The sequence below is a fragment of the Microcoleus sp. Pol12B3 genome (genome assembly GCF_036701355.1).
Taxonomy (GTDB): domain Bacteria; phylum Cyanobacteriota; class Cyanobacteriia; order Cyanobacteriales; family Microcoleaceae; genus Microcoleus.
Genome location: NZ_JAUBQS010000007.1, coordinates 140,269 through 152,844, shown reverse-complemented (window position 1 = coordinate 152,844; position 12,576 = coordinate 140,269). Strand labels below are relative to the sequence as shown.

Sequence of the window (12,576 nt, the reverse complement as noted above, 5' to 3'; positions counted from 1 at the left end):
TCTGGTAAAATGCTCTCAGCGTTCCGTTGCTGCTGGCTTAACCCGATGTACAAGGCTTCTGAGTCGATCGCACAGCCTGTTCTACCGCAGATAAATCTTTTGATGGGGAAACGCGCCGAATGTCTGTTCCACCAGAGCAAGAATTACGCAAAAACCGGGTTTTTTCACCAAAATACTTCGGAAACAGGCAGGAGGCCTGTTCCACCAAAGATGAATGTGCTTGAGAGGCGTTAGTCGTTGCCCCTTAAGCAATGATCGGGAAATAGGCATCCTGCCTCAAGTTACACCAGTTTCAAAAAATAATGCAACGGCAGGCCCGTGATCCAAAACCTGATAGTCATTAATTATCAGTCTTTCCCAATTTTTTAATCTCAAATCTCAAATCTCAAATCTCAAATCTCAAATCTCAAATCTCAAATCTCAAATCTCAAATCTCAAAAGGTATTACCTTAGTTTATTTTTGAGATAGCTCTTAATTTTTGTTATCGGTTCCCTCGCCCACGGTTCCCATCGTTTGTATTTTACATTTAGCCTCACAAGCCAATCGGAATTATTTTTAATTAGGCGCAGGTCATCCTTAAACGGCGTCTGAGACAACATCTCCAGCCATAATTTATTAGGTTGGGGGCTTTCCCAAGGTTTCGGACTGGATATAAAATGCATCACTCTAGTTGACATATCCTCCGTATTGTGGTTGTTCCATATCTGCTCTAATCGCTTCCACCTTCCCTTTAAAACCGAATTTGATGCCCCTTGGTCGCAATCGCACCAAAGGTTGATGCGAGCGTTTTCAAGCATTTTTTCAGACAGTTTTTCCTCTTCCCAAAGCTTCAGATTAAAAACTAAGAGACCTGCATTGAAATAAGGTTTTTTATCAGCCGGGTTGTTTGGATTTCCCCACACATTGAGCGCTGCAGCTACGGGCATTCCTTCAAAGTCTAAGTTCCACAGAGGATCTAAGCTGCCCAGAACTATCATGTCGCTGTCGAGCCAAATCAGTCTGTCTTTGACCTTGGTGTATTTGTCCGGTTCCAATCTCGCGTAAGTCAGCTTAGAACCCGACAGGGACAGCAATCCCCCGTAATTCGGCTTAACTTCTTCCCATTCAATCTCGTATTTGCAGCACTGTTGCAACTTTTCCTTTTGCTGTGTATTTATACCTGTTGATACCACAGTAACGTTGACAGGCAAATTCGGATCTTCGGTAACATTGAGTTCTATGGATTTCAGCAGGGCTGCTATCCCCAAAATGTAATTTTTATCGCCAATAATGGATATGTTCATTTCACTGATTGATGAAGGTTTATAGAAAATATAAATAGCATAATTTTTTTTTATCAAGGCAGATCGCCAGTTGATAGAACTTGGCAGAAACCGAGTTTCTGCACAAGCCCTACAAATTAAGGTTCCCACGGATCGAAGTGCCTTCGGTGACCGTCCGATGTGGATGTAACAGGCGAATTCTTAAGCTTTTCGGTGACGGCGAATGAATACGCTAATCACTTGTCCCGGCTTTGCACCTCGCTGGGGTGGGATCCAATCTCCGACGGCGGCAAATCCCAGTCGGTACAATGTGTGGATGGTGTCTAACACGGCTGCGCGGCAACCGACAACCGTTATCCGCACTACTTCCTGTTCCGATAATGCTGAGTCGTCATTTGGACGCGCGGAAAAGTTATCGTCAGGCACGAATTCCTGTGACATAATATGGTCTCCTGGTTTTTGGGTTTTCCTAGAAAACCAAAAACCCAGCCGCCCCGCACGTTAACACAGAGCAGGGTGGCTAGAGAGAGTGTTAAAATTCTCGATTAGCCTCCATACTGCTTACTCAGTTTGGCGGTTAGCTGTCCATTGCTGTTGGTAGCAGCTTTGGGCAGTGCAACTAGATTTTTGGGCGACGCGGGCTGCTTCCTGTTTGAGGAAAGCAGCCTTAATTTCACACCGTAGCCGCAATGGGGGGGCCGCCGTCAATAGATTTTAGATTGAGATTTTCCTGCAACAACTTTCCGGTCTCTCCCACCCTCCGCTTCTCCCCGTCTGTCCCTCTCCCTCCACCCAACCTACTAGATGAGGGAATGCGCCGAGGAAGGGGTAAAATATGGAATCGTTCCAAAAGCTTAAAATCAAAAAACTAAAATACAGATATGCCTAGAACACAAGTGCGAATATTCCTTGCACCTGCTGCTTGAGGGCAACCACATCAATTTTTGATTTTTGATTTTTGATTGTCCTCCAACAACTCTCTCCATCTCCTATGCCTAGAACACCCAGCGAATATTCCGTGCACCTGCTGCTTGAGGGCGGCCACCGCGAAGAAGTGCGTTTCGCAACGCTGCAAGATTTTCAAAAGTGGTACAGCAGTACGCTGGTGCCGAAACAAGATTCAAGAGAATTTCTTAACGTCCCGATCAAAAATATTCAAGGCGAATACATGGTAGTTCGGCCTACCAGCGTTCTGGCAATTCGCGTAGAACCGATATTTACTTCTAGCGTCGAACGATACGATGAATAAGGAAAATAATCAATTGAATAGGAAAGATTGGAAATTGAGCAAGATTTTTCGCTATCAGTTATTAGCCGTCGTCTGTTGCGTTTTGGCGATCGCTTTTTCGGTGCCCGCCGTTGCAGTTGCGCCACTGCAACCAATTAGTATAAATCAATTGCAAGCGGGCGATTCCGAGGATCTCGCCTTTGACGCTCAAATCTGGGGAGAAAATGGCAAACCGGGCGATCGGGAATTTCTGTTAAAGTCGATCGACAACAGCCTCCGCTATCTCGATACATCAGCCGCCGCCACTGCTTACAGCCGCTATCCAGTAGCAGGAGTTACGCGCGATCGAGTTCGGCGTTCTCTCGATCGATTTCGCCAATTAGTTGTCAGTTCGACAACTCCGGCACAACTCCAGGAATCGGTCAAGCGCGAATTTGTATTTTATAAATCCACGGGCAAAGACGGCAAAGGAACAGTCGCATTTACGGGTTATTTCGAGCCGACTTACGCAGCATCTCGCACGCCGAATTCCGAATACCGTTATCCCCTGTACCGGATGCCGCCAAACATGGCATCTTGGCCGAAACCTCACCCGACCAGATTGCAATTAGAAGGCGAAGATGCTTTGCAGGGAAGCAAAGGATTGTTGCGGGGATTAGAATTAGTTTGGTTGCGCGATCGATTTCAGGCATTTCTCGTGCACGTCCAAGGTTCTGCGAGATTGCAGCTAACAGATGGTAGCGTGATGACCGTCGGTTTTGCAGGCAAAACCAGTCACAGTTATACAGGAGTCGGGCGAGAATTAGTTAAAGACGGAAAGTTTACTTTAGAAGAGTTAAATTTGCCTAAACTCAAGGAATATTTCACTAATTTTCCGGCAGAGATGAACAAGTATTTGCCGAAAAATGAAAGCTTTGTATTCTTCCGGGATACTAACGGAGTTCCAGCTACAGGAAGCATTGGAGTGCCAGTAACTGCCGAAAGGTCGATCGCCACCGATAAAGCTTTAATGCCCCCTGGCGCACTAGCATTAATTAGTACAAAACTCCCTTATCCGAATGCGGCGGGACAACTCGAACAAAATGCGGTAAATCGGTACGTTTTGGATCAGGATACCGGCGGTGCAATCAAAGGCGCGGGGAGAGTTGACGTATTTATGGGAACGGGGAATTTAGCGGGCGATAGGGCCGGTTTTATCAACTCAACAGGAGAACTGTATTATCCGCTTTTAAAGTAGATTAATTCTACTTGATCTGATTGTTTACTGTGCGTTGCAATCCCGGACACGGCAATGCGCCGTGTCCCTACAGATATCGCCGACAATCAATATATAATCTATTTTTGATAATTGCTATAACATAGAAAATACCCCACCCTCTCAATCTTACAAATGCTCAACAAAATTCTGCAATTCTTCAAACGACTATTTCAGCGAATATTCGGAACCCCAACCCCATCCACCCCGCCGGGAAATACCGCCATCCGCCCAGCCTTAACTGACGCTGAATACGAGTCGAAATTCATGGAAATATTGGAAGGGGTGAATGCCGGCTGGAGTCGAGGGGATGTAGCGGGATTCTTAATCGCAAAACGCCTTAAAGATGGTGAATTGGCGGCTTGGTTGCGACGGTTTGGGCAAAGATTGTTAGAGGGCGAACATGATGAGACTGCTGCTGCGGATGCCGTGGCATCGCTTCAGGAATTGGCGCAGCGGCTGGTATTGTTAGGTAGAATTGCCAGCGGGGAATTGTCAGAGGTTGCCAGGCAAATTGGGCGGGAGATATTGACACGGTTTCCGCTGCCGGAGGTTGAGGAGGAGGATACAAAGGGGAGGGTGATTGAGGCGGTGTTTGTTGGGGATGGTTTGGGTTTTGGTGGGGAAGTGAACCGCAGAGGCGCTGAGGGTGCGGAGGCAGAATCGGAAGTTAATGTAGAGGCGAAAGCCTGGTGCGAGCGAGGGAATGAGCAGTATAATTTAGGAAGATTTGAAGAGGCGATCGCATCTTATAACCAGGCAATCGCTCTCCACCCAGACTATCACGATGCTTTGCACAACCGAGAGGTAGCGCAACGTAAGTTAGGCGAAATTAAATAGGCGAACTCGCTTGTATCCATAATTTTTTCTAGGTATTGCGATCGTTATGATACTATTAAGGATTAAGCGCAGTTTCCGTCGCTAATTATTATACACTAAAATAAGAGTTGGATGATTTTAATCCTCACTACAAACTTAATTGGTAAGGTGCACAATCCGTACCCTAAAATATGTTTATCCTATGAGGATTAATCCCAAATCCTTGCATCCAAAACCCACATCGAATGACACAAGTAATCGGCATTGACTTAGGCGGCACCGCAATTAAACTCGGCAGATTTAGCGAAGACGGCATTTGTCACCAATCCTTAACTGTCCCAACCCCTCAACCCGCAACGCCAGAAGCAGTTTTAGCTACAATGACCGATGCTATTTTACAACTGAATCCGGTCGAAAATGCTGTAAGTGCGATCGGCATTGGGACTCCAGGTCCTGCAGACGCCGCCGGTCGCCTAGCCAGAGTTGCAATTAATCTCAAAAACTGGCATAATGTCCCCCTCGCTGACTGGGTGGAAGCTAAAACCGGACTGCCGACCATATTAGCAAATGATGCCAACTGTGCCGGATTTGGAGAAGCTTGGTTGGGCGCAGGAAGGCACTTTAAAAACCTAATTTTAATAACTTTAGGTACAGGAGTCGGCGGTGCAGTTATCCTAGACGGCAAACTATTTGTAGGTCATCAAGGCGCGGCCGGAGAACTAGGATTGATTACTATAAATCCCGACGGCCCGGAGTGCAACAGCGGCAATCGCGGTTCTTTAGAACAGTATGTTTCGGTGCAGGCAATTCGCCGGGAAACTGGTTTAGAACCTATAGAATTAGCCAATTTAGCTAAGTCGGGAGATGCCCAAGCTTTAAAATATTGGCAAAATTACGGGCGCTATCTGGGTATCGGTTTGGCAAGTATAATTTATGTTTTAACGCCGGAAGCTATTATTATCGGCGGCGGAATTAGTGCAGGTGCAGAATTTTTCTTGCCGCAGGTTCAAGCCGAAATTCAGCAACGTGTACTGCCGAGTTCTCGCGAAGATTTACAGTTATTGGTTGCTGAATTGGGCAATCAAGCAGGCATGGTAGGGGCGGCAAAATTAGCTTGGCAGCTTGTTGAATAGTTAAAATTTTAAAACTCAGCGCATTTTACTGCGCTTTTTTCATATCTAAAATTAGGATGCAACCTAAGCACTTTAGCTAAAAAAAAATAAAATGAATGTGAGGAGTTACTAAACATAGTCTCCTTCATCTTTCATTGTTAGTGCTTCTAACTAAGGACTAATGACCAATGACTAATGACTAATAACTTCTTCATGGCAGTGATTGTCCAGTCGTCTTTTTAATGTAGTCCTGAATTTCTTGATAAGCGTCCGGGTTGCTTTGGCGCAGGATAATAATGTTAGTTGCGCTGTCTGGCAGGCAAAAGCTTAGCCGACCGTTTTGTTCGCAAGCAAAAGAGCTAATTCGACTCATATCGATCGCAAATTCTTTGCGGTCATAATGAATTTTAATCCACGAACCTCTAGAATTGCGATCGATGGTTTTTTTGAGGTAATCGAGAACTTGCTTGTAAGCCTCATAATTGCCTTGGGGATTGAGGATAATCGGCTGACTGCTATTAGGCAGCCAAAAGGTGAGACGCTTGTTATCCAGTTCGCTAGAAAAAGCACTAATAGTGTCAAGGTCAATTATGTATGTACTTTTCTCATAAGTAATTTTGCTCCAATAAGCCACAAAGCCTCCTCAAACCTGTGTTTCCTGGTATTTTAGGATAGTTTGACAACTCATACCATTTTAGATTTTAGATTTTAGATTTTAGATTGGGCATGACTGATGACTATCGGGATTGGGAACGTGCCTAAAGTTGCATTTTTTTGGGAAACTGGTATCGCCCTTGAAATCAAAGCTAAAAAGTTAAGTAAAAATATCAGCATTTTTACCTTCTGCCTTCTGCCTTTTGCCTTCTCCCTTCGGGTACTAGCCCCCCAATCCCTATGTTAGGGCTGGGGGATGAGGTTTTTCACTGGTTGAGAATGCTGCCCGATATCATGTCCGGTAAGTGGGACCCGAATCAAATCCGATTGTTGGGTTGGGCGGGTGATTGTCTGCCTGATTTGACTATTGTGTACTCTCACCCGCCCCTACAGACATCTAATATATCAGAACTAATCGATCGCACATGATACGAGATCAGTTTGCTGCAACTTTCTCGGCAACCAAGCCGCGACCCTCATCTTCTAAAACATCCTGCTTTCCCTGGATGCTAGCGGCCTGGATAAACCCTTGAAACAATGGGTGGGGGGCGCTAGGTCGAGATTGGAATTCGGGGTGAAATTGACTGGCTATGAAAAAGGGATGGTTCGGCAATTCGATCATTTCTACTAATCGGCCGTCTGGAGATGTACCGGAGACTGCATAACCTGATTCTAAGAAAAGATTGCGGTAGGCGTTGTTGAATTCGTACCGATGGCGGTGCCGTTCGTAAATCACTTCTTTCTGATAAAGTTTGAAAGCTAGGGTGTCTGGGTTGACGCGGCACGGATACAAACCCAGTCGCATTGTACCGCCCAAATCGACTACATCTTGCTGTTCTGGCAATAAATTAATTACCGGATTTGCTGTATCCGGGTTAAATTCAGCGCTGTTGGCATCCTTTAGTTGGGCGTTGTTGCGCGCCCATTCAATCACAGCACACTGCATCCCCAAACACAATCCCAAAAAGGGTATTTTATGGTGTTTAGCATATTCGATCGCCGCTATTTTGCCGTCAACTCCCCGAACCCCAAAACCTCCCGGTACAAGAATGCCGTTGATATCTTTGAGATAATTATCGAGGTTTCCCGATTCTAAATCTTCTGAGTTAATCCAGTGCAAATTCAGGTCGCAGCCGATCGCAATTGCCGCGTGCCGCAAAGCTTCGACCACCGAAAGATAAGCATCGTTTAACCGCACGTATTTGCCAACTAAAGCAATATCAATTTTGTGATTGGGACTGTAAAGCCTGTTGACTAAAGTTTGCCACTGATGCAAATCTGGCTGGCGATGTTCGAGTTGCAGCAAATTGAGCGTTTGTTGGGCTAAACCCTCCTCTTCCATCATCAGGGGTACTTCGTAGATACTTTTAGCATCTTGAGATGTGATGACACATTCTTCGGGTACGTTGCAGAATTCGGACAATTTCTGTTTCATGCCCAAAGACAGCGGGCGATCGCACCGACAGACTAAAATATCTGGTTGAATGCCGATCGACCGCAATTCCTTCACCGAATGCTGAGTCGGTTTAGTTTTCATCTCCCCAGCCGAAGGAATCCAAGGTATCAGCGTGACGTGCATATACACAACATTTTGCCGGCCGACATCCTTGCGAAACTGGCGAATTGCCTCCAAAAACGGCAAAGATTCAATATCTCCCACCGTTCCGCCGATTTCCGTAATCACGACATCGGGATTAGTATTTTTTGCTACCCGATGAATTCGCTCTTTAATCTCGTTAGTGATGTGCGGAATCACCTGCACCGTGCTCCCTTGATACTCACCGCGGCGTTCTTTGTTGATCACCGCTTGATAAATGGAACCCGTGGTGACGCTGTTGAGGCGCGACATGGAAGTATCGGTAAAACGCTCGTAGTGTCCCAAATCCAGGTCAGTTTCCGCACCGTCTTGTGTGACGAAGACTTCTCCGTGCTGAAACGGGCTCAGAGTGCCGGGGTCAACGTTAATATAGGGGTCTAGCTTCAAAATCGAGACTGAATAGTCCCGCGACTTCAATAGGCGGCCCAAGGAAGCACCGACAATTCCCTTGCCGATGCTGGAAACCACGCCGCCAGTCACAAACACAAATTTGCTCATAGGATTTTCGACTTTAGATGTTTCAATGTCAGGTCAGACTCAAATGTGACATAGGTAATCCATAAGGGCAACCACGGGGGATGGCCCCTACACCCATTTGACCAAATTATTGACGATTGTTATGTGCTTGCAACCAAGTTGTCAAATCTGACACACTGGCAAAGTCTAATAGTTCCTCTCCTAGATTCTCTAATTGCTGAGCGGATAACTCAGCGATGCTGGTTTTGATCTCCGGCGACAGCACGCCGACACTGCGCTCCAACTGACGAACAATTAATGTCACTTTTCCTTGTCGGATGCCTTGTTCGATGCCTTGTTCGATGCCTTGTCTGATTCCTTGTTCTATCCCGATTCTGGTAGCTTTGGTAATTGCACCGTGCTGGTCTTGAATAAAAATTTCTCGCCTTTCTAAATCTTCCAATTCATCAGGATCGAGATTTGCTTCATTGGCAATTGTAAAAGCTTTGCGGAGTTCCGGTACATTTCCCAACTCTTCCGGCACAGACCTTAACGTCCGAGCTGTTTTCATGAAATATATCCACTTATCAGTCAGAGTCTCTAATTCTGCTAAAGTCTTGTCAAATTTGGGCAACTCAACAAAAACAAATTCTAATTCATCCGCCAAATAATTGACCAATTTTTTTTTCTTTGATACAAAACCGCGAAATTACTGTGTCCAGATGCTCAAACATTGGGAAATCTGTAATCGTCAAGGCAATCACGGGATTTAATAGGTTGTAGTTTTCTCCGCTTTTCAATTGCACTGAGTAAGCTTTTGTAGCATTGTAAAAATTCGTTTTTCAAAGGATTCTACATTCAATACCTGCATTTCAATGATCGCAGTTTTGCTACCACTAATTTTAGCTTTGACATCCAAGTAAGTATCTTTGAATCCTTTAATTTTGGTAGCTAAATAAGGGTCAAGAATTTCTAAATATTCGATGACTGGCTGCGCTTCGTAGAGGATGGGATTTAAGAAGCTAATCAAAATATCTTTGCTGTCAGCAGAGCGGAAGATTTTTTAAAAGGCAAAGTCGGTTTTGGGGTTAATAAAATTCATGGCTTTTTCAATTTATTAGAGCTTGAGAGGTTGAGGTTAGAGTTATTTAATTATTTAACTATCATACAATTTTCTAGGTTGGAGTCGCGGACGATCGCCCCAACCGACATCACCCAAATAGGGATCGTGCGCCCGACAGCAGTCGCCCTGAGCAATCATGGCTTCGACAAAAGTTCCAGCGCCCAGTCCGCCCCTAGGTGAGTCAACGTAAAATCTAAAATCAGCCCTACGCCCTTGGTGATTTTTCCCAGAAAGCTAACTCAGGAACGTTTCGCGAAGCGTAAAGTCATGGTAAACATAGCACCTCAAGTCTGCTAAAAAAAACAGCTATGAAGTTTGTCTGCGTTCTATCCACTCAACGGTTGCTTTCTGCTGGTATCGCATTGCTCGCTGCGATCGAGTGTGGCGCGTGGCTCGCTCCAAATGCGGCGCGGGCAAAAGCTCCTGGGGAAAATTATTCGTCTGTGTCGCCGAAAATCCTCGCTAGTAACGATGTTAATTGCAATGGGGCGCGATCGCCCGAAACTAGCTGTCGAGTAGGCGGTTTGTTCGTCAAAACTCCCAATACGACTCAAGAACAAGTCTTTCCTCTCAAGCAGACTGAAGTTAAAGCCAAAATTGCTGGCAATATCTCCCGCGTAGAAGTTGTTCAGAAGTTTGAAAATCCTTTTCCCGAACCTATAGAAGCTGTTTATATATTTCCTTTGCCCGACGAAGCGGCAGTGGACGATATGGAAATTAAAATAGGCTCACGAATTATTAAAGCTGATATCAAACTGCGCGAGGAAGCTTTGGAAATTTACGAACGAGCCAGAAAGCAAGGCCGGACTGCTGGTTTGTTGGAACAAGAACGTGACAATATTTTTACTCAGTCTCTCGCTAATATCAAACCGGGAGAAAAAATTGAAGTTACGATTCGCTACACCGAAAGTCTCAAGTTTGCCGGCGGCGATTACGAATTTGTGTTTCCAATGGTGGTAGGGCCGCGCTATATTTCGGGAAATACGATCCCCCCCAACCCCCCCTTAGCAAGGGGGGGCTATAGTTCTGGTGCCGATCGCATTAACCCGCCTGTTTTGCCTCCGGGAACACGATCGGGTCACAATATCGCTGTTTCGGTAGAAATAGATGCCGGAGTTGCGATCGGCGATGTCCGCTCTACTTCCCATCAAATTACAACTGACCGCAGCGGCAATATTGTACAAGTCCAATTAGCCAATTCTGACACAATTCCCAATAAAGATTTAATTCTGCGCTATCGAGTCGCGGGCGAAAATACTCGCGCAACTATTTTGACTCAATCAGACAAGCGGGGCGGTCATTTTGCTACTTATTTGATTCCGGCTTTAAACTACAAAACTAATGAAATTGTACCCAAAGATGTCGTGTTTATGATGGATACTTCCGGTTCTCAACAGGGCGAACCGCTGGCAAAATCTAAGGAGTTGATGCGCCGCTTCATTCAAGGGCTGAATCCCAACGATACTTTTACTATTATTGATTTTGCAAACACTGCACAAGCGCTTTCAACAACTCCTTTAGCAAATACTACCGAAAATCGACAAAAAGCAATTAATTATATCGAAAAGTTGCAGGCTAACGGGGGCACTGAACTGCTTAACGGTATTCAAACAGTTATGAATTTTCCGGCGGCGGCAACGGGAAGGCTGCGGAGTATTGTACTAATTACTGACGGTTACATTGGTAATGAAAATGAAGTGCTGGCTCTGGTTCAGCGGAGTCTGAAACCGGGAAATCGACTTTATAGTTTTGGTGTCGGCGGTTCTGTGAATCGGTTTTTGATTAACCGTTTGGCGGAAATGGGAAGAGGCACGTCTCAGGTAATTCGTCAAGATGAACCGTCGGCAGAAGCGGCAGAAAAGTTTTTTCGTGAAATTAATAGTCCGGTATTGACTAATATTCAAATTAGTTGGGAAGGCATGGGGGAAAAACCGCAGATTTATCCGATCGCACCCCCAGACTTGTTTGCGAGTCAGCCACTGGTTTTGTTTGGCAAAAAGACCGATCGATCCCCCGGCCAACTTCGCATCCGCGGCACTCTTGCAGGTGGCAAAGCTTACGAGCAAGTTTTACCTGTTAATTTTGCTAAATCTGGCGGGCGGCAGCGGGAGTCAACTTCAGTCGCAGCAGGCGCTACGGATTTTGGCAATCCCGCGGTAGCTCAACTTTGGGGGCGATCGCGCATTAAAGATTTAATGAATCAAATGTTTGGTGGTGAGACTAAATCTCTGGTGGAAGCTGTGACTAATACTGCTCTGACTTATCGCTTGCTGTCGGAATACACGGCTTTTGTGGCTGTGAGCGAAGAAGTGCGAGTCGAACCTGATGGATCTCGTCACCGCGTGCAAGTGCCTGTGGAATTACCGCAGGGTGTCAGCTATGAGGGTATTTTCGAGTCCGAGGCGGCTGAGCCAACTAGAGGCGGCTCTCCCAGCATTACCTCGAATCGCCACTCGGCACCTGTGAGTCCACCTCCTGCTATGCCGCGGCAGCGAACTTACGGTGAGTTGCCAGCCCCGAAGCCTTTGGCTTATCGCATCCAAGTAGTTAGCGCCGAAGGGTTGGATGCCGGGGCGATCGCCGCTTTGACTCAATACCTGCAATCGCTTAATCTCCCGGCGGGGGTTAGCGGTGAAACGGTGTGGGAGTTATCGGTACAAGACGGCCGTGTTGCCCGAGTGGCGATAGATACTCAAACCTCGACGCTGCAAGCAACAGACGCCGTAGAGACTCTCAAGAGATCCCTGAGTTCCTGGCAACCTCCTGCAGGGTTCAAAGGCACGCTGCGCCTGAAGTTGCGAATTACGGTCGATCCTTAAGCAATGACTATCTATATCAAGAAACATTAACTTTTACTTCAAAAATACCGAAAGCGCGATCGCTACCCCGTGGAAGATATAAAATCTTTATTAAGAGATTGCCTTTAAACAGAAAGTGATGTTAATGAAATTTATACCGTTTGAGGCAAACGCTAAAACAGTTTCCTTTCTGAAACAGTTTCCTTTCTGAAACAACCTTAACAGTAAAGATTTCTGGATCGAAACCCCCAATCATAGAAGGTATGATGCC

At 45.9% G+C, this 12,576-nt stretch carries 10 protein-coding genes and 1 pseudogene; 5 read left to right on the top strand and 6 right to left on the bottom strand.

What is annotated here, in order from left to right; all coding sequences use genetic code 11:
- Positions 1 to 444: 444 nt before the first annotated feature.
- Both QUA53_RS05710 and QUA53_RS05705 read right to left on the bottom strand, forming a co-directional pair.
- Entirely contained in the window at positions 445 to 1,284 is an 840-nt protein-coding gene (locus tag QUA53_RS05710; protein ID WP_333095442.1) for a glycosyltransferase, read from the bottom strand.
- Positions 1,285 to 1,464: 180 nt separating this feature from the next.
- Positions 1,465 to 1,704 carry a hypothetical protein gene (locus QUA53_RS05705; RefSeq protein ID WP_333095443.1) on the bottom strand — a complete coding sequence of 80 codons (240 nt, stop codon included), beginning with the start codon at positions 1,702 to 1,704 and terminating at the stop codon, positions 1,465 to 1,467.
- Between the two features lie 550 nt (positions 1,705 to 2,254).
- Here QUA53_RS05705 and QUA53_RS05700 point away from each other — a divergent pair.
- The 4 genes from QUA53_RS05700 (at position 2,255) to QUA53_RS05685 (ending at position 5,698) form a co-directional block, all read left to right on the top strand.
- Positions 2,255 to 2,512 carry a hypothetical protein gene (locus QUA53_RS05700; protein ID WP_172192361.1) on the top strand — a complete coding sequence of 86 codons (258 nt, stop codon included), beginning with the start codon at positions 2,255 to 2,257 and terminating at the stop codon, positions 2,510 to 2,512.
- A 13-nt stretch (positions 2,513 to 2,525) separates the two neighbouring features.
- A complete protein-coding gene (mltA, locus tag QUA53_RS05695; RefSeq protein WP_445304916.1) occupies positions 2,526 to 3,728 on the top strand; it encodes a murein transglycosylase A in 1,203 nt (400 codons plus the stop codon).
- Positions 3,729 to 3,881: 153 nt separating this feature from the next.
- The gene (locus QUA53_RS05690; protein ID WP_333095447.1) at positions 3,882 to 4,586 is read left to right on the top strand and encodes a tetratricopeptide repeat protein; all 705 of its coding nucleotides are present in this window, start codon (positions 3,882 to 3,884) and stop codon (positions 4,584 to 4,586) included.
- 224 nt (positions 4,587 to 4,810) lie between these two features.
- Complete coding sequence (locus QUA53_RS05685) at positions 4,811 to 5,698, top strand: ROK family protein (protein ID WP_333095448.1); 888 nt, start codon at positions 4,811 to 4,813, stop codon at positions 5,696 to 5,698.
- A gap of 190 nt (positions 5,699 to 5,888) precedes the next feature.
- On the opposite strand, the gene QUA53_RS05680 is transcribed toward QUA53_RS05685, so the two are convergent.
- From QUA53_RS05680 to QUA53_RS05665, 4 genes and pseudogenes are all read right to left on the bottom strand, one after another.
- On the bottom strand, positions 5,889 to 6,311 hold the full coding sequence (locus tag QUA53_RS05680) for a hypothetical protein (RefSeq protein WP_333095449.1): 423 nt from the start codon (positions 6,309 to 6,311) through the stop codon (positions 5,889 to 5,891).
- Positions 6,312 to 6,767: 456 nt separating this feature from the next.
- Positions 6,768 to 8,426, bottom strand: coding sequence for a CTP synthase (locus QUA53_RS05675; RefSeq protein ID WP_333095452.1), 1,659 nt, complete (start codon positions 8,424 to 8,426; stop codon positions 6,768 to 6,770).
- 106 nt (positions 8,427 to 8,532) lie between these two features.
- Positions 8,533 to 8,724 carry a DUF4351 domain-containing protein gene (locus QUA53_RS05670; RefSeq protein ID WP_333248736.1) on the bottom strand — a complete coding sequence of 64 codons (192 nt, stop codon included), beginning with the start codon at positions 8,722 to 8,724 and terminating at the stop codon, positions 8,533 to 8,535.
- Positions 8,725 to 8,799: 75 nt separating this feature from the next.
- A pseudogene (locus tag QUA53_RS05665) lies at positions 8,800 to 9,444 on the bottom strand (Rpn family recombination-promoting nuclease/putative transposase); the annotation flags it as partial.
- A 371-nt stretch (positions 9,445 to 9,815) separates the two neighbouring features.
- Between QUA53_RS05665 and QUA53_RS05660 the strand changes: the two are divergent.
- Positions 9,816 to 12,326: a VIT domain-containing protein gene (locus tag QUA53_RS05660; RefSeq protein WP_333095453.1), complete on the top strand. Its 2,511-nt coding sequence runs from the start codon at positions 9,816 to 9,818 to the stop codon at positions 12,324 to 12,326.
- The last annotated feature ends 250 nt before the right edge of the window (positions 12,327 to 12,576 follow it).

Coding starts and splice junctions, on each gene's coding strand:
- QUA53_RS05710 (WP_333095442.1), bottom strand. CDS start 1,284: ATGAACATATCCATTATTGGCGATAAAAATTACATTTTGGGGATAGCA.
- QUA53_RS05705 (WP_333095443.1), bottom strand. CDS start 1,704: ATGTCACAGGAATTCGTGCCTGACGATAACTTTTCCGCGCGTCCAAAT.
- QUA53_RS05700 (WP_172192361.1), top strand. CDS start 2,255: ATGCCTAGAACACCCAGCGAATATTCCGTGCACCTGCTGCTTGAGGGC.
- QUA53_RS05690 (WP_333095447.1), top strand. CDS start 3,882: ATGCTCAACAAAATTCTGCAATTCTTCAAACGACTATTTCAGCGAATA.
- QUA53_RS05685 (WP_333095448.1), top strand. CDS start 4,811: ATGACACAAGTAATCGGCATTGACTTAGGCGGCACCGCAATTAAACTC.
- QUA53_RS05675 (WP_333095452.1), bottom strand. CDS start 8,426: ATGAGCAAATTTGTGTTTGTGACTGGCGGCGTGGTTTCCAGCATCGGC.
- QUA53_RS05660 (WP_333095453.1), top strand. CDS start 9,816: ATGAAGTTTGTCTGCGTTCTATCCACTCAACGGTTGCTTTCTGCTGGT.